A 19,949-nucleotide genomic window follows, 5' to 3' on the forward strand; every position below is an offset into this window, starting at 1 on the left:
ATATTATTTAGTGATGTTAGTAGTAGTGATGTTGGTGGTTCAAAAGCTTTCTTGGATCTTCTAAAGATTATTGATATAGAGAAGGAAGCAATCGTAGCATTTGGAAACTCAGAAGTTGAGGCGATCAATAATAGCAAAAGTATTTTAGAGCATTGCCTGAAAGATTTTGATGAACATAAATTTAATAATATTATTAAATCTTCTGATAGAAAACCTTATCTCATTTCGCCTTGGGGTTAATTATTACCAAATTGTAGACAAATGGTATAATGTTGCAGGTTAGTGAGTAAAAAGGAGGGTTACAAGTCTTTTTAAGAATCATTCGTGAATGATGAATGCTGAATTATGAATGATGAAAGGGGGTTAATTCTGGCAGAGCAGAGATCTTTTAAATAATGGTGAGCAAGGTGGTAGCTGGAAGATTCGAGAAATCGTGGTTTAATCAATGAGAGTCATTAGTCGTAAAGCATTGCGGAAATTCTGGGAAAAACACGCTGATGCCCAGTCTCCTCTGTTGCTTTGGTATCAACGTATTACCGCCGATCAATTTGCCTCATTGAATGAACTACAGCAAATTTTCCCCTCCGCAGATATTGTTGAGAACTTTACAGTCTTCAATATTGCTGGCAACCGCTATCGTCTCATCGCATACATTGATTATGAGTATAGAATGGTGTTTATTCGCTCAGTTCTGACCCACGCAGAATATAGCAAGGAGAAATGGAAAAATGACGAGTGGTTTAAAGACTCCTAGCCCTTATTATTTAGAACTCATTACCGCATTTCCCCCTCGCCCGATAACCAATGAACTTGAATACCAAGCCACGCAAGCACAAATTAACAAAATTTTAGACAAGCCCCAATTAAACTCCGATGATCGCGCCTATCTAAAAATTCTCGGTCTGACCATCTACGACTATGAAGAACAAACCGAATCCTTTTGAAATAGCCATCAGTAAGCCTACTTTGTATAGAGAGCGAGAGTCAGCGATTTAAATGGAATAATTTTGAAGCTAGATGTCAAGAAAATCGGCTATAATTGGTAATAAACAATCACCATTCACATCAATGGTAAATTCTATCGTTAACTCACGCACCGTTCTGCTTTATAGGGATGAAGACGGCTACTTCATTGCAGAAGTCCCCAGTTTACCGGGTTGCATTACAAGGCTTTAACGCACTGATGCTCTCAACAATATTAAAGAAGCAATTGATCTGCATATCGAAGTATTGCGCGATCGCGGTGAACCCATTCCACCAGATACCATCGAAGTTGTGCGGGTATGAGTAAACTTCCCATTGTTTCCGGTAAGCAGTGCGTTAAAGCCTTGTAAAAAGTTGGTTTTGTTCTCTATCGACAACGGGGTAGTCATATCACCTTGGTTCGGGATAATCCTAAAACACAACTCACAGTACCCAACCACAAAACTGTTGCCAAAGGTACACTTCATGCAATTCTACGTCAAGCCGATCTCACCATAGACGAGTTTAACAACCTACTTTAGAAGTCACGCAGAATAACTATCCCCAAATCATCAAAACTATCTTCGTTATATTGCCTTTTGTTCAATAAAATCAATACAATGACTCGTCAAAAACCCTTTTCTTACGAAGAATTTAAAGCCATTTATTCCCAGGTTCCGCGACATATTAGGGATAATCAACCGGACTCGATATGATCGCAAAACAAACCACGAAGACACAAAGACACGAAGTATTTTAATGGGCGCAAATCGCAGCGCCCCTACAATGTGTTAATTATTGTGGAAGGTGAACGCCGATTTTTTTGCCATCTGGCTTGTAAACTTCAAGGGGAATTTTCGCATTATCACTAATTGCTTCGAGGGCAATTTTTAACGTTTGAACGTGTTTTTCAGCTTCATTGCGTTTTTGGGGATTTCCACTGCGATCGCCTGTAATTGCAGTGTCTTCTATCTTGCCGACATAATCCGGTGCTAATCGAACGGTAATTAAATCAGGATTGACACTATAACTACAAATGGTAGGTGAACCTGTACAAGCGGTTTTTAAATCTTGACGGGCTTTATTGACTCGAGAAGCCACTTTATTTTCAGCTTCGGCTTGTTTCCAAGATTCTGTATAAGATGTGAGCAACGGCTGCATTTCGACATGGTAGGAACTGCTCACCGGAACTCGTTTGGCATAAGTCATCGCCTGAGACCAGTATTTTACCGCTTCTGACCAGGCCCCTCGCTCTGCAAAGATTTGGGCTTGATCGGCGTTATTCACGGCACGAGTGAAAGCATCCTGTCCGACTTGTTCAATGGTTTTGCGATCGCGAGCATCTTCTAATTTAGGCTGATAGCGAGCGAGTAAAAGTTGCGCCTCTTGATGAGCTGTTGTTCCCGGTACAATAGAAGCCAGAGTATTCGTTGCATTTTGCCAGGTATCATAAACCAATTGCCAACTTTCCACGCCTCTAGCGACTCCCTGACGGGCTTGAGCGACTTGAGCGGCTTTTTTGGCTTCAGCGAGGGTGAGACGGCTTTGGCGCTCTAGAGCGAGGCGTCCTCTAACTTCGGCTAAGTTCGCCCGATATTGTTGAAGTCGATCAGTCGCAAAAGGATAAATCGTATTTTCTGGGGGAACTTGTTCGAGTTGAGCGATGGCTTGTTCCCATCTCGACTTAATTTTGTCCCAATCTTCTACCCCATAGGGAGGGTTTTGAGCTTCTTGTGAGGCTAACCCCGCTATCCACAACGCTTTAACCACCGATTCTAACTCTTTAGATTGGGGTTGGTAAACCGATAAAAGGGCTTTCGCTTGGCGATGATAGGGCGACCAAAAGGGAATTCTGTTGAGTTGTTTGATGGCTGTATCTAACTGTTCTTTAGCAATTCCTGGGGCTTTAGAAGTCGTGACTGTTTCAATCGTTTCTTCAGACTTTTGACCGAGTTGTTTAGCGGTGTCAATCACCTGACATTCCCCAATCACACAAGGACGAGTCAGAACATAAACACAACCAAAGATCGCCAATAAACTAATCCCCACTTGAGGGGTCAGTAAATAATTTTTGGGGGGAGGTTCAACAGAATTTTCGGTTAAATCTTCGTCCTTTTCCTGCTCTTGAGGGGTTGAATTGATTTCCTCTAGATCTTTGGGATCAAAGGGATTATCTTCCCAATCTGAAAACGGATTTAGACTGGCTAATTCATCCAGGGGTTGTTGAGTTTCGACCGATGAATTCTTCTGGTTCTGAAGATGAGTTTTTGATTGAGCTTTTTGCTGTTTTTCAGGTCGGGCTTTCAGTGCTGTTTTCATTGGTTATCCTCGGATGCTACAATCGGGCATTGGGTCTGATCAAACGGTTTTATCGTGAGAAATTTTATTCATCCTTAAAGCTTCTCTTGGTAGAAATCATCACTTTAAATTTCCAAAACTTCACCATAGGTTTCTCCATAACAAACCTGTTGTAAGCTAAAGCGTCCGCCATACTGTTTAAAAGGTTCGGCTGCATATCCCATTGCTAAGATACAACAAACATCCACCTCCTCTGGAATTTTAAACGCTTCTTTAACTTGAGTTGTAACAAATCCTTCCATCGGACAACTGTCAACCCCGTAACTTTGAGCGACCATCATCAGATAAGCAACTGCTAACATCGTCTGGCGGTTGATCCAAGCTTCGAGAGATTCAAAACTGGTATGCTTTTCAAACAACGCCGGAATACTGGATCGGATAAAATCAGCATAGGCATCATTGATCGCGGATTCGCTTTTACCCAGTTCAATCACCGATTCGATATAATCCGATTGATTCACACGCCGATCGCCACAGCAAATTAACACGACGGGCGCTTCCTCCACCTGGCGCTGATTCGATGCACAAGCCCTCAGCTTTTGTTTGTTTTCCAGACTGCGAACAACAATAAACCGCCAGGGCTGAAGGTTGTATCCCGAAGGGGCTTGTAAGCCTAATCTGAGGATTTCCTGTAGAATGACGCTGGGAATCAGATCGCGTTTAAAAGCCCGAGCCGCCCGTCGTTGTTCGATCGCTTGTCTGAGATTGATAGAAGGTTGCATAACGTTAGTTTGAGGTTGACCTGGGGAAATTCATCGCAGAAGATAGCCTAAAGGCGTCTAACACCAGTTGCAGTTTATTCTAAAGGAGTAGTTGTCAATTTCTATTATTTCAACCCCAACTCCCGTTTTAGTAAATTGATCGACTCAGCACCAATATAATTTTCACAGCAGAGCAGTTGAGGAGGGCGGATAATTTCGTCTCTGTTGGCTTGAACCGAAACTTTCACCGTCTCAAAACTGGCTTGATCGCAGATAATCACCCGAGCGCTACGAACAATCGCGTTAATCTTGTAAGTATCCGTCAGTTGAGCCGTCATCACCAACACTTGTTCACCCCGTAGACTGTGAATAATCACCTCAGTCGCTCGCAGTAACCCGGAACTGAGACTGACAATCCCCAAATAGGTTCCTTTGGGTAAATCTTGTACCAGTTCAATTTCACGAGCATAATCATAGATATCGATAGGAATCACCCGCACCGATTTCGGCGCCGCGATCGCTTCCGCTTGGCCGATAAAATAGCGACTGGTGACAATCGTTCCCGATGGCACCTGCTCAATGGTTGCTGCTAATTGTTCAATCGGGACTAACTGCACCGGAATTCGTAACGCTTGTTCGAGTTCTTGGGCCATTAATTGTCCAATGCCAATATCTTGCATCGGGGCGGTGACTAAAACTCTCGCACTGCATCGCAGTCGCCAGTCAATCTCGGCTAAAAACAGTTCTCTGGCTTCGTTGAGGGTACACCCTTGGGAGAGGAGTTCATCTAAACCCCGTTGAATGACTTTGTTGGCTTCGGGATAATGTTCGAGAATGGGCGAATTCAGCCGAGAACCTCCTTCGTGACCCAAAGCCCGCACATAAATCCCTGATCCGGCTTGAGCTTCGACTAAACCACTATCTTCAAGCTGGCGGTAGACTTTGCTAATGGTATTACGGTGCAGCCCAGTTTGCATCGCGAGTTGACGGGTACTCGGTAAGCGATGTCCCGGTGGAAACTGCCGAGAGGCGATCGCAAAGCGAATTTGGTTAAATAACTGGTTAGAGGCAGGAATGTCACTATCTGGCTGAATATAGAACTGAACCATACGAATCTCCTAAAGTCAGCCTCAGACGTCGCCAACTGGCCATCTGTGCTGTCATGGGTCTGTGTCGGAATATGAGTAACTTGTCGATTTAGGGGCAATGACCTGTACTATAGAGTAGTTTACTCAAGATTCATCTTAGGCAAAAATATTTTGATGTAGAAGCTCCACCTATTGAGAATTATGTCAGATTTAGAAATTCGCACGGCTAATGTTATGGTGGCTAACGGGGACTTAGAGATCGCCGCTTATTTAGCTGAACCTGTTGGCGAGGGAAGATTTCCAGGCGTTGTTGTGATTCAAGAGATCTTTGGGGTCAATGATCACATTCGCTCTGTTACCCAACGAATTGCGAAAGAAGGTTATGTGGCGATCGCTCCGGCCATCTATCAACGTCAAGCTCCTGGTTTTGAGGTCGGTTACAGCAATCAAGATCTAGAATTGGGTCGCAAATACAAGGAACAAACCAAAGCCTCAGAACTCAAGAGCGATGTTCAAGCAACGATTAACTATCTGAAAACGTTAGAATCAGTTCAAGCCGATGGCTTCGGTTCGATTGGATTTTGTTTTGGAGGTCATGTTGTTTACCTAGCAGCCACCTTACCTGATATTAAGGCAACGGCTTCGTTTTATGGCGGGGGAATTGTCACGGGAACCCCAGGCGGTGGTGAACCGACGGTTAGCCGGACATCGGAAATTCCCGGAGTCATTTATGGTTTTTTTGGGACAGAAGATCCCCTCATTCCCAACGAACAAGTCGATCAAATTGAAGCTGCGTTGAAACAGCATCAAATTCGTCATCAAATTTTTCGCTACCCAGCGACTCATGGGTTCTTCTGCGATCAACGCGATAGCTATAACCCTGACGCCGCAGAAGACGCTTGGAAACAGGTTCAACAGCTTTTTAGCCAGGAACTCAAGGCTGCCTAAATCCTCGTCAGTTGAGTTTGACACTGATTAACTTTATCCGACAATGGCGACCTGTTGGTGACAGAATTAGCTATATTGGAATATCCAGACACTTTAATCGCAGGAGTTGGGCGGAGTTGGAAAGGGGGGTAGGAATAAAAAAAAGTAGCCCAATTGATAGATTCTTTGTTTTCTTGTGAACTCCTATGAATACGAAAAATACATCTTTCTCACTTGATGATTTCGCAAAAGCCCTAGAACAGCATGACTATGACCTACGAAAAGGCCAGGTTGTACGGGGCCAGATATTTGAATATGCTAGCGATGGAGTCTATGTTGACATTATTGGTGGCAAATCTCCCGGTTTTTTACCCCGTCGAGAAGCATCTTTAGCCGATGTAGAAGATTTATCGGAAATTCTACCGCTTAGAGAAGAACGAGAGTTTTTAGTCATTCGTGAACAAAATGCAGAAGGTCAAGTTCTCCTCTCCATTCGACAGCTAGAACTCGATCAAGTTTGGGATAGACTGAGTGAATCTCAAACGCACAATCAAAGCTTTCAAGTCCGAGTAACCGGGATGAACCGAGGCGGCGTAACGGTAGAATTTGACTCCCTACGTGGATTTATTCCCCGCTCCCATTTGATAGAAAAGGATGACTTAAATAGTTTAATCGATCAATTGCTCACCGTTAATATTTTAGAGCTAGATCGCGATCGCAATAAACTGGTTTTTTCTCAACGCATGGCGTCTGAATCTGTCAGTTTTGGTCAACTTCAAGTCGGTCAACTCATTGAAGGGAAAGTCAGCAGCGTTAAACCGTTTGGTGTGTTTGTCGATTTAGATGGCGTGACGGGATTGATTCATATTAAAGAAGTCAGCCAAAAATATATCGACTCTCTCCCGAATTTATTCCCTGTTGGTCAACTCGTAAAAGCGATGATTATTGACCTCGAAGAAGGGCGGCGTCGGGTTTCTTTATCGACTCGACTGTTAGAAAATTATCCAGGGGAAATTGTTGATAAATTCCCCGAAGTGATGGACTCAGCAGAAGCCAGGGCTGAACGAGCGAAAAAACTGATTATTGCTTCCTAAATTCACCCAAAAAACCCTTGATTCATGGATCAATTCACCACTAAGACACAAAGACAGGAAGATTCATTCTTGGTGTTCCTTGTGTCTTGGTGTTTTTTTCCTCAGCTTTTGGGAGTCTGGAGAAATTTACCACTAAGACACAAAGACAGGAAGATTCTTTCTTGCTGTTTTTTTCCTCAGCTTTTGGGAGTCTGGAGAAATTTACCACTAAGACACAAAGACAGGAAGATTCTTTCTTGGTGTTCCTTGTGTCTTGGTGTTTTTTTATCTTGAGAATTGGGCTTGATTCTGTCTTCTGAATTGCTTATTTTATATGGTTTATGTGTTGGGTATTGATGGCGGGGGGACGAAAACGGTTTGTTTATTAATGGATGAAACTGGAAATGTTCTCAGTCGTGGAAAATCTGGCTCATCCAATTATCAAACCATTGGGATTGATGCTACAAAAATAGCAATTCAAACCGCTATTAATAAAGCAATTTATAGTTTTTTAGATGACAAAAATTATAATAAGATTTTAATTCAAGGATTAGGAATTGGACTCGCTGGCGTTGGTCGTCAAGAGGATTTTAACGTTATTAATAACCTAGTTGAACAAGTAAAAATAAACTTAAAATCATCAATAAATTGGGAATTAACTGCAAATTCGACTAGGATTAAAAGTGATAGTATTATTGCTTTAGTTGGGGGTTTAGGTCATTCAGTTGGAATTGTTGTAATCGCTGGAACAGGTTCGCAAATATTCGGACAAAACAGCCAAGGAAAAACGAAACGGGTTGGGGGTTGGGGTTATCTATTAGGGGATGAAGGAAGCGGGTATTTTATCGCGATTTCGGGGTTAAAAGCCGCCTTAAAATCCCATGATGGGCGCTTAGGTTCAACTCAGTTAATCTCAGCCTTTAAACACCATTTAAACCTCACCAATATTGAATCTTTAATCGAAGTTGTGTATAGACGAGGATGGACGGTTCAACAAATCGCAAGTTTAGCTAAAATTGTTGATCAAGTTGCGAGAGATGGAGATGAAATCGCCAATCATATTATTAATACAGCGATAGAAGAATTAGTTTTTGCAACAAAAATAGCCATCCACAGTTTATTTGAACCCGATGAAACTGTCGAAATTGTCACTATCGGCGGAGTCTTTCAAGGAATGAACCATTTTCACTCAAAATACATTGAATCTTTAAACTGTGTCGCCCCGACTGCTAAGGTTATTTTACCGCGTTATGAACCAGCTTACGGGGCGGGATTATTAGCGTTAAATGGGTTGGGGTATTTTCCCGTTCAAAATTAATTTGATTAAATTAAACCCGCATCTCGCCGTTTCCAAAAATCATCTCTTGCAGCTTGTTCCGATTCTAACTTCTGTTTTCTGGCTTGTTTTAATTCTTCATTGTCTTCATTTAATCTCCGAATAATCGCTTGTTCATATTGGTAATATTTCATTCCTCGAACTGTTAAAATGGGTTGAACTGCTGAAATAGCAATCGCCCCCACTGCGGTATGAATTCTCTCTTGAGTTTGCCCGGAATATCGCTTTCCTGTTAAAATATACCAAGCGAACATCTCACAGTTATTGCTGTAGATATTGTATTCACCAAACTTTTCTGAATATTCATCTAATCGTTGTTCTTGTTCGGGTGTTAAATCAAGAGGTTGACCTTGAAATTCAATTCCCTTTGGCCCCCAACCGATAGAATTTTCAAAGGTTCCGTCAGCAGAAATAAAGAAATGTCTGGCAATTCCTGCCGTTGTTGCAATGGGAATACTATAAATTGAAGTGGTCATGTTAAAAAACAGCATTTTTCTTGAATTTAACAAAATTCTATGGGTTCGTCCATACAGACTGTTAAAACACTGGTTAAACCCAACTTCCTCAAGAACCCGGTTTCGTAGGAGTTATCGGGTTTTTCAAACCTAACCAATTTGTTAAACTAACTTACAGTAGACTTGATACTCTAATAATATGACTATCTCACAAACAAAACCAACATTACCCGTTCCCCCTGGAACTTTTGGTTTACCGTTCATTGGAGAAACCCTTAGTTTTCTGCGAGATGCAGATTTTGTGAAAAAGCGACAGGAAAAATATGGGTCAGTCTTCAAAACAAATATATTAGGTCGCCCCACAATAATGATGATTGGAAGTGAAGCAAACCGCTTTATTTTTACCAATGAAAAAAAATATTTTGAAAGTAATTGGCCGCCCAGTACAAAAACACTTTTAGGGCCAGCTGCTCTGTCAATTCAAACCGGAGATATTCACAAATCTCGCCGCAAATTATTAGCCCAAGCCTTTCAACCGAGGGCGTTGGCGGGGTATGTTCCGACAATGGAAAAACTGACTCGCCGTTACTTGCAAAACTGGGAACAGCAGAAAACTTTTGCTTGGTATCCAGAGTTAAGAAAGTATACCTTTGATGTGGCGTGTAAGTTGTTTATCGGTGATGAAACTGCTTCCGAAAGTTCAATGGGAGACTGGTTTGAAACCTGGTGTCAGGGATTATTTACACTTCCCTTGCGTCTACCGGGAACGAAATTTAATCAAGCCATAAATTGTAGGACAAAATTATTGAATCAAATTGAAACGATTATTCGTCAACGTCAACAACAAACTGAACCCGGAGAAGATGCGTTAGGGCTATTACTACAAGCAAAAGATGATGATGGAAAGAGTTTGAGTGTAGAAGAACTCAAAGACCAAATTTTAACATTATTATTTGCAGGACATGAAACTTTAACCTCTAGTATTACGGCTTTTTGTTTGCTTCTCGCCCAACATCCTGATGTTTTAGCCAAAGCCAAATTAGAACAACAGCAAATTCAACTAACAGAACCTATCACCTTTGAACAGTTAAAAGCAATGCAATATTTAGATCAAGTCATCAAAGAAGTATTGCGGTTTATTCCACCTGTGGGGGGAGCATTTAGAGAAGTTATAGAAACTTGTGAATTCAACGGTTTTACCCTTCCGAAAGGTTGGTCTGTTCTTTATCAAGTGGGACGAACCCATCAAGATCAGACCCTTTACAATGAACCAGAAAATTTTGATCCGGATCGATTTTCTCCTGAAAAAACAGAAGAACAACCTTATGGTTATATTCCATTTGGGGGTGGAATGCGAGAATGTTTGGGGAAAGAATTTGCTAAATTAGAAATGAAAATATTAGCCACAATGTTGTTGCGGGAATACGAGTGGGAATTGCTTCCGAATCAAGATTTAGAGATGACCGTTACACCGACTCCTCATCCTAAAGATGGGCTTTTAGTGAATTTTAAACGTTCACTCTAAGTTAGATTAACCTCATTCTAACTGTCTCCTGAAAACCCATAGCCTCCTCTTTTTAGGGGGAGTATGAGAAACTGATATCATGTCCGGTTAATCAATCATCCCAAGCGTAGGGGCGGGTTCTACGAGATTTTTACTACTACTGAGAGATTGAGATAAACCCGCCCCGCCCCCATAACACGCATTAATCAACCGGAGATGACTGAGTTTTTGATAGGGGTTATCTTGATGTCAATTTTTGAGGTTAATCTAATTAATATGAGTTAAACTACAAGATTAAGAAGTTGGTAAAATGGGAGAAATTTTAGCAATTGGTAAAATATTGGCTGTTGATGAAGCGGGGTTTATTATCCGTGAAGCCAGTATCAACAAAATTACTCCTGAATGGCGCTTACTGGTTGATCAGGTAATATTAGCCTATCAAAATTATTGGCATCATGCCATTGATAGTATTTATATCAGGGGTTCAGTCGCTGTCGGAAAAGCGATTTCGGGGGTTTCTGATCTTGACAGTTTTGCAGTTGTTAATACAGAAAAATCACAACTGGATGATTCTTGGTTTGACAGCTTTCAAGAACAGCTAAAATTCCAGTATCCTTTTTGTACTGGGGTAGAATTAAAAGCGTTAGAATCTGACTGCTTGTTAAACCTGAATTTAGACAGTTATCACAACCTCAGAATGTTACTCAAAACTCAAGCGGCTTGTGTTTGGGGCGAAGATATTAGTTTACAGTTTCCCCCCTGTAAACCGGATATAAATGCTGTTAGTCATGCGTTTGATTTAGAACAAGATTTACAACGAGTAATAATCGATTTACAACAGTTAGATGAAACTCAATCTGGAACTGTAGAAAAAATCTGTCAATGGATCATGAAGCGAATGGTTCGATCTGGGTTTGAAATTGTTATGGAAACGGCTCAATGTTATACTCGGGATTTGTATCCTTGCTATGAACTATTTTCCCGTTATTTTCCTCAACAAAAATCTCAAATGTATCAAGCATTAACTTGGGCGATAAACCCCATTGATGAGCGAGTAAAAATTAGCGAATTTCTCAACAGTTTTGGAGGTTGGTTAGTGAGTGAGATTGATTTATGTTACCCGCCTTTAGATGGGTGATCAGGTAGTATCGACATTTTTTGTGCTTTAGCACAACAACAAAATCTAACTTTGAATATGGGTTTGTTCTTGATAGAGACGACTGTAATATCCTTGTTGTAGAATTAAGTCTGAATGAGTTCCGCATTCAACAATTTTACCTTGATGTAAAACCGCAATTTGATCGGCATTTTGGATCGTTGAAAGGCGGTGAGCAATAATAAAACGAGTACAAGATAAACGGTTGAAAGCTTGCTGAACTTGTTGTTCACTGAGACTATCTAAGGCACTGGTGGCTTCATCTAATATCAAAATATCTGGTTTTTGTAATAACGCCCGAGCGATCGCTAACCGTTGTCGTTGTCCTCCCGAAAGCCGCACTCCGCGATCGCCAATTCGAGTCTCAAGCTGTTCAGGAAATTGACTGATAAATTCTTCCGCATAAGCCTGTTTTACCGCTTGCCAAATTTCTATTTCTGTTGCACAATTACAAGCATAAGTCAGATTATAACGAATAGTATGATTAAATAAAAAAACATCCTGACTCACCACTGCGATCGCTGAACGGAGGCTACTGAGATCATAGTTTCGTAAGTCTTCTCCATCTAGGGTAATCGATCCGCTATCAGGATCATAGAGACGACACAACAAATCTGCTAAAGTTGATTTTCCCGCACCAGAAGCTCCAACAACTGCTAATGTGCTACCTTGAGGAATTGAGAATTCAATATGAGTTAAAATCGGCTTAGTTTCAGGGGGTGAGTCCTTCTCTTTTTGTGATATTGTTGGATAGGAGAAACTGACTTGATTAAACCGAATCTCTTTTTTTAAAGGACTATAAACTAAACTGCCATTAACCATAAACGGTTTGTTGTCTCGTCGCATAAAATTCTGCACAATCTCAACACTCGAAGCGCGATGAGCAAGCCGTGAACGATAAGTATCGAGGGCTGATAATTGCGGTAAAAGCCGAAATAATACCAAAATATAGGTTAAAATTAACGTCGCCCCTGTAGAAGTATTCAGCCCGAACAAAGGCACCACACAGACGAGCAATAATACCCCTAAAACACCGAGTAATTGTCCGAGAGGGGTAATGGCTTCTGTCATGGCTTGCGCCGCAAAATCAGCCGTTTCACAGTCTAGCATCAACTGTTGTAAACGAGTATATTCTCGCCGTTCGTTAGCCGTTGTTTTCACTAACCGAATACCCGATAATAATTCTAACAGGCTAACCGCATAATCTTTTGATAAATTTGAGACTTTTTTACCATAAAATCGAGACTGAGCAATTGCTATTTGGTTAATTCGGACTACTCCGAGTAAAAAGATACCTGTTACCAGCGTTAACAGCCAGGATAACATGATCAAAATTCCTACAAATACAGTGATTGTAATCGTAAGAATCGCAATTCTCAGCAAATTTCGCAGACAACTAACCGTGCGTTGGGTTTCGGTATCTACAATATGTTTAAGATCGCCTAACTGTCGATCAGTGTAAAAAGCAATATCGACTGCTAATAATAGCTGAAGTTGTTCATCCCGTAAATGAGTCGTTAACCGTCTAGTTAGGTATCCAGACAGCAAAATATTCAGATAACTAACGCCACTTTGCAGAATAATTGCCCCAACTGCTACTGTAGTTAAAAGCGTTAAATGTAAGGAGGGTGGTAGATTTTCAAACCCAGTTAAAACCGGATATAAAATTGAGGGGAATTCTTCTGGGGAAAGTCGTAACCCGAGAAATTCCATCACCACAGGTACAACCAATGTTAACCCGATTCCGCCCAGAAGTCCATTGAGCAACCCCAACCCCAAACTCAAACCCATCCACAGTTGATAAGGACAGATAAAATTCCACAGTAATTCCCATTGTTTGCGGTTCATGGTTATATGAAATACTGAAATTTGAGCGACAGATGATCGATAAAGAATACTATAGGGGCGGGTTCAGAATAAATGTAGATTTCCCAAAAACAATCTTAATAAACCCACCCCTCTGGCTTTCATCTGATTAAATTTTAGGCTGTTAAGGGGTTGAAGGGCGGGTTCATCTAAATTGTTGATCACAGACACAGATCTGAGCGGAACCCGCCCCTCTGGCTTTCATCTGATTAAATTTTAGGCTGTTAACGAGTTGAAGGGCGGGTTCATCTAAATTGTTGATCACAGACACAGATCTGAGCGGAACCCGCCCCTACAAAAAACTGATTTTATTTTCCTTTGCGATTGGATTATTTTTAAGATTTCATATTATAATTTAGGTGGATCGACTAGGAGAACGCCAGATTTAATTAATTCTGTGATCATTGGGCAAATATCAGCTTCCCAATCAAACTCCGGTAACCAGTTACAAAGGTCTATACCAGAAAACTTTGTGCTTTGAAATAGACGTTCGAGAACTTCTCGGCTAATTCCTTTGAGGGTAATGCGTTTATTAGCAGTACAAATTTCAATTCGATCTTCAGATAAATTCGTAATTTTGACAGGTTGGGGAGGGCGATAAAAGTGAGTTTGTTGTCCTTCAGGAAATAGATGAAACCCAACTTGTGCAGGAAAACCAAATTGAGTCGAGGGTTGTCCCTGCATAAATTGTTCATCGAGATAGCGATCAATTAACTCATCCGTTTGTAACTGTTGAACCCATTCTTTGAATAAATCACGAAGTTGTTGATGACAAGCTTGACGATGAGTTGAAGTTAACAGAGGTAAACTTTTGCGCCAAAGAGGATTTTGCTGGAGTTCTTCCGTCAACCATTCAGCAAAGTCTATTCCCGTTTGACAGTCTACTCCTAATGTTAAATGGAGAGAAGGTTGATCAACTGCGATCGCATAATGCCAATGTCCACGCGGAATATATAATAAATCCCCCGGTTTTAACACCTGATCAACATAAGGTTCGGTTGTTGGAGGATCGAATAAACTTGAACGATGTTTGGAGAGGGGAAACTCAAAAGTTGAGGAAAATACCCGCCAATGTTTGTGACCTGAAATTTGCAGAATAAAGACTTCATGGGCATCATAATGACAAGCAAAGCCTTGATGTCCCGGAAAAGAACAATAAGCATTAACTTGAGTTCGATGTCCGAGTTCCTTGCGTAAATTAGCGGAAAATTCAGCAATAGCCGGGAGTCGAGTATGCAAACAATCTACAATTAAAGTCGCGCCTTCTTGACACTGTTTGATCAGGTCATCACCAGCATTTTCGGGTAAGGTTTGACCGCCTTTCGCTAACCGAATTTCGGGATAAATGAGATGATGAAAATTGAGTAGAGTATTGAGATCTTGCCAGGAAAATAGGTGACTGAATTTGTGAGGGTGGCTGGCGGGGATGATCACGGCTTGTTTCAGCCAATAGTTTTGCAGAAAAGACTCCCCAGAATGAGGAGCCAAAAGAGTAGCAAAGGTTTGCATGAGGACTATCTGGAAACGCTATTAATCGGTGGAAAATCCCCTTGACGATTGGCTCGACGCTCTGGGCCACCCGCCCAAGGAGGAGGGCCAGAAGCCGGACGAATATTCAGTACCGTTCCGTCTTGGCGAGTGATCGTAAAAGCGTCGAAGTCATTATCGTCGTATTCTCCGACTACTGTGACCGCCTCTCCTTGATTAATCTGAATTTGATGATACCAGGGCGGGCCAGTTTCTACGAGAATTTGTCCCGTACCATCATCAATCACAAATTTATTGCCAAAGACGGCGGTAACGACTCCAGAAATGGTTAAACCTTGGGTTTGTTGGATCTCTCGAATGGGGACTTGGGCAAAGCTAGGCTTGATGGGGGTGATCAGGCTTGTGAGAACGAGAGCTAAGGCGGTTGCGAGTTTTAAATGAAGTTTCATGGTAGATGCTTTATATTATTTGCGATGGGTTTTAACGGGTTGAGCGAAAACGGGGTCTATATTGACCGCGATGGCGACTTTGAGGCTGACCTTGATCAACGTCGTAGGTATAATCTTGATCGTTGTCAGAATTTAAACGAGTCGGTTTAATTTTGAGAGTACCCGGAGTTTTTGTCGAAATATCTTCAATTGAAATTTCAATCCGGCTAGCGGTTGATGGTTTTTCTAAAGTGGTTGTAGACATAGAATAATCTTTTGTTTTTTCAACTTGGCCTTGTATGTTTGTAGATTAGCGACCAATGATGACAAGAAAGTGACAAACTGAATTTTTTGTGAGTTGGCAAGCTGGAAACTGTTGTTGAGTCTGGTGTTCAATGACAGATCATGTTCTTCGACAAAGAAAAATCTCCCCGATGGCTCAGGGAGAACAGTGAATGTTAATGATAATTTCAGCTTACTAAGTTGGGCTGATAATTTCCTCGAATTAGTAGCCGCCGCCACCGCCGAAGCGGTCTTTTCCGCCTCTACCGCCTCTGCCACCACCGCCACCGCCACCGCCACCTCGGTTGTTGTTTTCGCGAGGTTTGGCTTTGTTCACTTTGAGATCACGCCCCATCCACTCAGCACCATCAAGCTGCTCGATAGCAGCATCTTCTTCGGCGTCGTTGTCCATTTCTACAAATGCAAATCCACGAGGACGACCGGTTTCCCGGTCAGTCGGGATTTGAACGCGGCGGACAGTGCCGTATTCAGCAAAAACAGACTTTAGATCTTCCTCAGAAACATCGTAGGATAGATTTCCGATATAGACAGACATGATTAACCTCCCAAATCAAATTGATGTAGAGAGAGATTTCGGAAGGCGAGCCACGCCTGATGAAACAGAACACACTAGCTCCACACTTAAAGCAAAAACTGCAACCGATACCTGTTCTCGGATTTTATTGTATCACAGCTCGCTGGGGTATCCAATCACAGAACGATCATAATTTGCAAAATTATCGAAGTTGGGGTTATGCTTTGGTGTGATTTTGGTCTTCTGTTTAGGCTTCTGGTAAGGTTTCGTGACCATTTGCAGAATAAATCTGCGCCTCCCGGGAAATTCCCGAATTCACCAAAGGTTTTGAGAAGGTCACTTCATTTTCAGGGGTTTCTTTGACTATGCGGCTTTTATGTAGGTGTGAAATTTGTTGTTCTGGGTTAATCCCCTCAAAGGTCGGGGGTAGCCACACCCTCGCCACCAGTAAGACGGTGAGTACCAGTAAAAAAGCACAGGTTGCTAAGGTCTGAGTCCAAGGGGTCTCCAGCACACCCCGGACAATGATTTCTCGTAAAACTGACACAATGGAAACTTCGACGGCGACTCCAATGGAAACTCGATGTTCTTGGAGGTAAATAATCAGAAGGCGAAATAATTCAACCAGAATTAATAAATATAAGATGTCCGAGGTGACTCGTTGAAAATCTACAGGTGGAAGCAATGAGAGTACCATTTCTCGCAGTTGCATCACCATGAAGCTAAATAAGCCAATACACAATGAGATGATAATCAAATCCTGAACCGTTTCGAGAATCCGAATAATTCGACCACTATTCAGCCAGTTCACAGGTGAAGCTTGAGAGGTTTTAGACATCTTCTTTTTTTACTCAGTTCATTATGATCTTAGCAATTTAACTCAAAAATAAATCAAAATTTACATAATTAATTTGAGATATCTGTAGCATGATATCAATCGTTTTTAAGTATAGAAAATTACCATTAAAATTATTTGTTTAGAGTTTAAAACTCTAATTCTAGCGATCGCTCAGTTTGAAAATAGAGTTCAATCTTTCAATAAAAGTTATCAAAAAACTCCCAATACTCAATAAAAATTATTCTAATTGATGAATTCTACCTTCATAATTTTGCTGGAAAGGCTAACTATCAGGAAAAAATTTAATAGAATCGGGTAAAATAAGATCATTGATACACTCAAACAAAATTGCCGGGGTTATGTCCTGGGGGCTGTTCATCAAAAAACTTAAGATTCCTTGTGTTGCAAATCTTTCTTTAATCTGAGAATATAGTGTGTTCAATGTCGTTAATAAAGGAGTATTAGAAATGTCAATTCGCATCAAACTCTCAGACTATCAACGTTTGGCACAGAACCAACCCACAGTCATTATTTATAGCAACCTGGAAGGAATGGAACCCGGTCAAGAAATGGATGTCAGCTTTAGAGGTTCTGTAATTGGAGTCAGAATTGTTGACCTATGGCAAGATTGTCAAATGTCAATGTGGTGTTTGAAACTCATTCCGACGTTCCGGTTGAAGACTCAATTATCAGACGGTTAAGCGAGTTTCCCGGCTAAAATAGGAGCCAATTCCCATTGGTTTTTCATCAAAATCTGGAAATACGGCTCCTGAATACAAGCGTTTTTGTCATTCATCAAGCGTTTAAATTAATCAAAACATAAGTTTTTCTCTGAAAAAATGAGTATTCTTGATCAAATCAAAGAAGATTATCAGCGATTTCCCCAAGATCAAACCTACAGTCTGTATGCCCAAGATGTCTATTTTGAAGACCCTCTCAATAAATTTCGCGGTGTCGAACGCTACAAACAAATGATTGGGTTTATTCGTCAGTGGTTTATGGATGTTCAGCTTGACTTACACGAAATTTCCCAAACTGATAATCTGATTAAAACCCGTTGGACCCTCAGTTGGACAACTCCGCTACCTTGGAAACCGCGTATTTCTATCCCTGGATGGAGTGAACTCAAACTGAATACCGATGGACTCATTAGCAGTCATATCGACTATTGGGACTGTTCTCGCCTAGATGTCGTCAAGCAATTATTCCCGAAAACCCGCTAAAGTTAAAATAATATGAACAAATTTTAAGCAGGACTTGACGAAATGCGTTTGATTTTAATGACCGGTAAAGGTGGCGTGGGTAAAACCTCAGTCGCCGCAGCGACAGGCTTACGTTGTGCGGAATTAGGTTATAGAACCCTCGTCCTCAGCACCGACCCCGCCCATTCTTTAGCAGATAGCTTCGATATGGAACTCGGTCACGAACCTCGGCTAGTGCAACCGAACCTCTGGGGGGCCGAACTCGATGCGTTGATGGAACTAGAAGGGAACTGGGGCGCCGTTAAACGTTATATTACGCAAGTCCTGCAAGCGCGAGGCTTAGATGGAATTCAAGCCCAAGAATTAGCCATTTTACCGGGAATGGATGAAATTTTTGGCTTGGTACGGATGAAGCGTCATTACGACGAGGGCGAATATGATGTGTTAATTATCGACTCCGCCCCCACTGGGACAGCATTACGTTTACTCAGCTTACCGGAAGTCGGCGGTTGGTATATGAGAAAATTTTACAAACCGTTTCAGGGAATGTCAGCCGCTTTACGTCCCATTGTTGAACCGATTTTTCGACCCATTGCAGGATTTTCTTTACCCGACAAAGAAGTGATGGATGCGCCCTATGAGTTTTATGAACAAATTGAAGCCTTAGAAAAGGTATTAACCGATAATAAACAAACCTCTGTGCGGTTAGTCACAAACCCTGAAAAAATGGTGATTAAAGAATCACTTCGCGCCCATGCTTATTTGAGTTTGTATAATGTAGCAACAGATTTAGTTGTGGCAAATCGGATTATTCCCGCAGAAGTCACTGATCCCTTCTTTAAGCGCTGGAAAGAAAATCAACAACAATATCGCCAGGAAATTCACGATAACTTCAAGCCGTTACCCGTGAAAGAAGTGCCGCTCTATACCGAAGAAATGTGTGGATTAGAGGCCTTACATAGACTCAAAGAAACCTTGTACAAAGACGAAGATCCCTCTCAAGTTTACTATGCAGAAAACACCGTCAGAATTATTCAGGAAAAAGATTATTACAGTTTAGAACTGTATTTACCGGGAATTCCCAAAGAGCAAATTCAACTCAATAAAAGCGGCGATGAGTTAAATATTCGCATTGGAAATCATCGCCGAAATTTAGTCTTACCTCAAGCGTTAGCCGCGTTGCAACCTTCGGGCGCAAAAATGGAGGAAGATTATCTGAAAATTCGCTTTGCAGAAGCCGCAAAAGTGTAAGTTGTAGGGGCGGGTTCTCAATCAATTTATGATTCTAATAAACAACCTCAATAAACCCGCCCTTTTAGAAGTTTTGTAGGGGCGGGTTCTCAATCAATTTATGATTCTATAGCAATGAGCAGGTTAATGTTTACAACTTCTTTGTGTCTTTGTGTCTTGGTGGTAAATTCAAGGCTTGACCCTTGTAAACAAGCCAGCGCGACCTGCTATAATAAACAACCTCAATAAACCCGCCCTTTGAGAAGTTTTGTAGGGGCGGGTTCCCAATCAATTTATGATTCTATAGCAATGAGCAGGTTAATGTTTACAACTTCTTTGTGTCTTTGTGTCTTGGTGGTAAATTCAAGGCTTGACCCTTGTAAACAAGCCAGCGCGACCTGCTATAATAAACAACCTCAATAAACCCGCCCTTTTAGAAGTTTTGTAGGGGCGGGTTCCCAATCAATTTATGATTCTATAGCAATGAGCAGGTTAATGTTTACAACTTCTTTGTGTCTT

General features: G+C 41.4%; 23 protein-coding genes. 12 read left to right on the top strand and 11 right to left on the bottom strand.

From position 1 onward, the window contains the following. The 3 genes from WN50_RS34825 to WN50_RS22625 all read left to right on the top strand — a co-directional run. Nucleotides 1–240: hypothetical protein (locus WN50_RS34825; RefSeq protein WP_046282419.1), on the top strand; the 240-nt coding region annotated here is incomplete at its 5' end. Nucleotides 241–445: 205 nt separating this feature from the next. Beyond that, the gene (locus tag WN50_RS22620; protein WP_046282418.1) at nucleotides 446–754 is read left to right on the top strand and encodes a type II toxin-antitoxin system HigB family toxin; all 309 of its coding nucleotides are present in this window, start codon (nucleotides 446–448) and stop codon (nucleotides 752–754) included. Then, on the top strand, nucleotides 729–944 hold the full coding sequence (locus tag WN50_RS22625) for a hypothetical protein (protein WP_046282417.1): 216 nt from the start codon (nucleotides 729–731) through the stop codon (nucleotides 942–944). The genes WN50_RS22620 and WN50_RS22625 overlap by 26 nt, the downstream gene beginning before the upstream one ends. A gap of 228 nt (nucleotides 945–1,172) precedes the next feature. Here WN50_RS22625 and WN50_RS35030 read toward each other — a convergent pair whose 3' ends face one another. After that, nucleotides 1,173–1,373 (bottom strand): hypothetical protein, encoded by a 201-nt coding sequence (locus tag WN50_RS35030; protein WP_162490191.1) that lies wholly within the window; start codon nucleotides 1,371–1,373, stop codon nucleotides 1,173–1,175. Between the two features lie 6 nt (nucleotides 1,374–1,379). Here WN50_RS35030 and WN50_RS36530 point away from each other — a divergent pair, with 6 nt between their 5' ends. Further along, nucleotides 1,380–1,505: a type II toxin-antitoxin system HicA family toxin gene (locus WN50_RS36530; protein ID WP_235441088.1), complete on the top strand. Its 126-nt coding sequence runs from the start codon at nucleotides 1,380–1,382 to the stop codon at nucleotides 1,503–1,505. A 253-nt stretch (nucleotides 1,506–1,758) separates the two neighbouring features. Here the strand turns inward: WN50_RS36530 and WN50_RS22630 are convergent, their stop codons facing one another. The 3 genes from WN50_RS22630 to WN50_RS22640 form a co-directional block, all read right to left on the bottom strand. Next, entirely contained in the window at nucleotides 1,759–3,282 is a 1,524-nt protein-coding gene (locus WN50_RS22630; RefSeq protein ID WP_046282415.1) for a hypothetical protein, read from the bottom strand. Nucleotides 3,283–3,386: 104 nt separating this feature from the next. Beyond that, complete coding sequence (locus WN50_RS22635) at nucleotides 3,387–4,043, bottom strand: nitroreductase family protein (protein WP_046282414.1); 657 nt, start codon at nucleotides 4,041–4,043, stop codon at nucleotides 3,387–3,389. 104 nt (nucleotides 4,044–4,147) lie between these two features. Further along, nucleotides 4,148–5,131, bottom strand: a complete 984-nt coding sequence (locus tag WN50_RS22640) for a GntR family transcriptional regulator (RefSeq protein ID WP_046282413.1) — start codon at nucleotides 5,129–5,131, stop codon at nucleotides 4,148–4,150. Nucleotides 5,132–5,311: 180 nt separating this feature from the next. On the opposite strand from WN50_RS22640, the gene WN50_RS22645 reads away from it, so the two are divergent. The 3 genes from WN50_RS22645 to WN50_RS22655 all read left to right on the top strand — a co-directional run bounded on the left by WN50_RS22645 (nucleotide 5,312) and on the right by WN50_RS22655 (nucleotide 8,428). Then, on the top strand, nucleotides 5,312–6,058 hold the full coding sequence (locus tag WN50_RS22645) for a dienelactone hydrolase family protein (protein ID WP_046282412.1): 747 nt from the start codon (nucleotides 5,312–5,314) through the stop codon (nucleotides 6,056–6,058). Nucleotides 6,059–6,243: 185 nt separating this feature from the next. Beyond that, nucleotides 6,244–7,131 carry a S1 RNA-binding domain-containing protein gene (locus WN50_RS22650; protein ID WP_049560832.1) on the top strand — a complete coding sequence of 296 codons (888 nt, stop codon included), beginning with the start codon at nucleotides 6,244–6,246 and terminating at the stop codon, nucleotides 7,129–7,131. A 313-nt stretch (nucleotides 7,132–7,444) separates the two neighbouring features. Then, nucleotides 7,445–8,428: an N-acetylglucosamine kinase gene (locus WN50_RS22655; protein WP_046278353.1), complete on the top strand. Its 984-nt coding sequence runs from the start codon at nucleotides 7,445–7,447 to the stop codon at nucleotides 8,426–8,428. Nucleotides 8,429–8,433: 5 nt separating this feature from the next. On the opposite strand, the gene WN50_RS22660 is transcribed toward WN50_RS22655, so the two are convergent. Continuing rightward, nucleotides 8,434–8,922, bottom strand: coding sequence for a C40 family peptidase (locus WN50_RS22660; RefSeq protein ID WP_046278360.1), 489 nt, complete (start codon nucleotides 8,920–8,922; stop codon nucleotides 8,434–8,436). 178 nt (nucleotides 8,923–9,100) lie between these two features. Between WN50_RS22660 and WN50_RS22665 the strand changes: the two genes are divergently transcribed. Then, a complete protein-coding gene (locus tag WN50_RS22665) occupies nucleotides 9,101–10,426 on the top strand; it encodes a cytochrome P450 (RefSeq protein WP_046278354.1) in 1,326 nt (441 codons plus the stop codon). A 289-nt stretch (nucleotides 10,427–10,715) separates the two neighbouring features. Beyond that, the gene (locus WN50_RS22670) at nucleotides 10,716–11,543 is read left to right on the top strand and encodes a hypothetical protein (protein WP_046278355.1); all 828 of its coding nucleotides are present in this window, start codon (nucleotides 10,716–10,718) and stop codon (nucleotides 11,541–11,543) included. Nucleotides 11,544–11,588: 45 nt separating this feature from the next. Here the strand turns inward: WN50_RS22670 and WN50_RS22675 are convergent, their stop codons facing one another. The 6 genes from WN50_RS22675 to WN50_RS22700 form a co-directional block, all read right to left on the bottom strand. Further along, nucleotides 11,589–13,409: an ABC transporter ATP-binding protein gene (locus WN50_RS22675; protein ID WP_049560835.1), complete on the bottom strand. Its 1,821-nt coding sequence runs from the start codon at nucleotides 13,407–13,409 to the stop codon at nucleotides 11,589–11,591. A 366-nt stretch (nucleotides 13,410–13,775) separates the two neighbouring features. Next, nucleotides 13,776–14,936: a cupin domain-containing protein gene (locus tag WN50_RS22680; protein WP_046278356.1), complete on the bottom strand. Its 1,161-nt coding sequence runs from the start codon at nucleotides 14,934–14,936 to the stop codon at nucleotides 13,776–13,778. A 5-nt stretch (nucleotides 14,937–14,941) separates the two neighbouring features. Beyond that, nucleotides 14,942–15,364 carry a hypothetical protein gene (locus WN50_RS22685; protein ID WP_046278357.1) on the bottom strand — a complete coding sequence of 141 codons (423 nt, stop codon included), beginning with the start codon at nucleotides 15,362–15,364 and terminating at the stop codon, nucleotides 14,942–14,944. Nucleotides 15,365–15,395: 31 nt separating this feature from the next. Continuing rightward, nucleotides 15,396–15,608, bottom strand: a complete 213-nt coding sequence (locus WN50_RS22690) for a hypothetical protein (protein ID WP_046278358.1) — start codon at nucleotides 15,606–15,608, stop codon at nucleotides 15,396–15,398. 240 nt (nucleotides 15,609–15,848) lie between these two features. After that, nucleotides 15,849–16,181 (bottom strand): RNA recognition motif domain-containing protein, encoded by a 333-nt coding sequence (locus WN50_RS22695; RefSeq protein ID WP_046282077.1) that lies wholly within the window; start codon nucleotides 16,179–16,181, stop codon nucleotides 15,849–15,851. A 226-nt stretch (nucleotides 16,182–16,407) separates the two neighbouring features. Further along, nucleotides 16,408–16,998 carry a phosphate-starvation-inducible PsiE family protein gene (locus WN50_RS22700; protein ID WP_082172527.1) on the bottom strand — a complete coding sequence of 197 codons (591 nt, stop codon included), beginning with the start codon at nucleotides 16,996–16,998 and terminating at the stop codon, nucleotides 16,408–16,410. Between the two features lie 467 nt (nucleotides 16,999–17,465). On the opposite strand from WN50_RS22700, the gene WN50_RS22710 reads away from it, so the two are divergent. The 3 genes from WN50_RS22710 (at nucleotide 17,466) to WN50_RS22720 (ending at nucleotide 19,451) form a co-directional block, all read left to right on the top strand. After that, nucleotides 17,466–17,699: a hypothetical protein gene (locus WN50_RS22710; RefSeq protein WP_046281612.1), complete on the top strand. Its 234-nt coding sequence runs from the start codon at nucleotides 17,466–17,468 to the stop codon at nucleotides 17,697–17,699. A 138-nt stretch (nucleotides 17,700–17,837) separates the two neighbouring features. Further along, a complete protein-coding gene (locus tag WN50_RS22715; RefSeq protein ID WP_046281611.1) occupies nucleotides 17,838–18,221 on the top strand; it encodes a C6orf136 family protein in 384 nt (127 codons plus the stop codon). Nucleotides 18,222–18,263: 42 nt separating this feature from the next. After that, complete coding sequence (locus WN50_RS22720; protein ID WP_046281610.1) at nucleotides 18,264–19,451, top strand: TRC40/GET3/ArsA family transport-energizing ATPase; 1,188 nt, start codon at nucleotides 18,264–18,266, stop codon at nucleotides 19,449–19,451. Nucleotides 19,452–19,949: the final 498 nt, after the last annotated feature.

The organism is Limnoraphis robusta CS-951 (genome assembly GCF_000972705.2).

Bases quoted from the DNA above. Each gene is read 5' to 3' on its own strand.
- WN50_RS22645 (WP_046282412.1), top strand. From the start codon at position 5,312: ATGTCAGATTTAGAAATTCGCACGGCTAATGTTATGGTGGCTAACGGG.
- WN50_RS22660 (WP_046278360.1), bottom strand. From the start codon at position 8,922: ATGACCACTTCAATTTATAGTATTCCCATTGCAACAACGGCAGGAATT.
- WN50_RS22650 (WP_049560832.1), top strand. From the start codon at position 6,244: ATGAATACGAAAAATACATCTTTCTCACTTGATGATTTCGCAAAAGCC.
- WN50_RS22670 (WP_046278355.1), top strand. From the start codon at position 10,716: ATGGGAGAAATTTTAGCAATTGGTAAAATATTGGCTGTTGATGAAGCG.
- WN50_RS22720 (WP_046281610.1), top strand. From the start codon at position 18,264: ATGCGTTTGATTTTAATGACCGGTAAAGGTGGCGTGGGTAAAACCTCA.
- WN50_RS22675 (WP_049560835.1), bottom strand. From the start codon at position 13,409: ATGAACCGCAAACAATGGGAATTACTGTGGAATTTTATCTGTCCTTAT.
- WN50_RS22635 (WP_046282414.1), bottom strand. From the start codon at position 4,043: ATGCAACCTTCTATCAATCTCAGACAAGCGATCGAACAACGACGGGCG.
- WN50_RS22640 (WP_046282413.1), bottom strand. From the start codon at position 5,131: ATGGTTCAGTTCTATATTCAGCCAGATAGTGACATTCCTGCCTCTAAC.
- WN50_RS22625 (WP_046282417.1), top strand. From the start codon at position 729: ATGACGAGTGGTTTAAAGACTCCTAGCCCTTATTATTTAGAACTCATT.
- WN50_RS35030 (WP_162490191.1), bottom strand. From the start codon at position 1,373: ATGACTACCCCGTTGTCGATAGAGAACAAAACCAACTTTTTACAAGGC.
- WN50_RS22700 (WP_082172527.1), bottom strand. From the start codon at position 16,998: ATGTCTAAAACCTCTCAAGCTTCACCTGTGAACTGGCTGAATAGTGGT.
- WN50_RS22620 (WP_046282418.1), top strand. From the start codon at position 446: ATGAGAGTCATTAGTCGTAAAGCATTGCGGAAATTCTGGGAAAAACAC.
- WN50_RS22690 (WP_046278358.1), bottom strand. From the start codon at position 15,608: ATGTCTACAACCACTTTAGAAAAACCATCAACCGCTAGCCGGATTGAA.
- WN50_RS22630 (WP_046282415.1), bottom strand. From the start codon at position 3,282: ATGAAAACAGCACTGAAAGCCCGACCTGAAAAACAGCAAAAAGCTCAA.
- WN50_RS22685 (WP_046278357.1), bottom strand. From the start codon at position 15,364: ATGAAACTTCATTTAAAACTCGCAACCGCCTTAGCTCTCGTTCTCACA.
- WN50_RS22665 (WP_046278354.1), top strand. From the start codon at position 9,101: ATGACTATCTCACAAACAAAACCAACATTACCCGTTCCCCCTGGAACT.
- WN50_RS22710 (WP_046281612.1), top strand. From the start codon at position 17,466: ATGTCAATTCGCATCAAACTCTCAGACTATCAACGTTTGGCACAGAAC.
- WN50_RS22680 (WP_046278356.1), bottom strand. From the start codon at position 14,936: ATGCAAACCTTTGCTACTCTTTTGGCTCCTCATTCTGGGGAGTCTTTT.
- WN50_RS22655 (WP_046278353.1), top strand. From the start codon at position 7,445: ATGGTTTATGTGTTGGGTATTGATGGCGGGGGGACGAAAACGGTTTGT.
- WN50_RS22695 (WP_046282077.1), bottom strand. From the start codon at position 16,181: ATGTCTGTCTATATCGGAAATCTATCCTACGATGTTTCTGAGGAAGAT.
- WN50_RS22715 (WP_046281611.1), top strand. From the start codon at position 17,838: ATGAGTATTCTTGATCAAATCAAAGAAGATTATCAGCGATTTCCCCAA.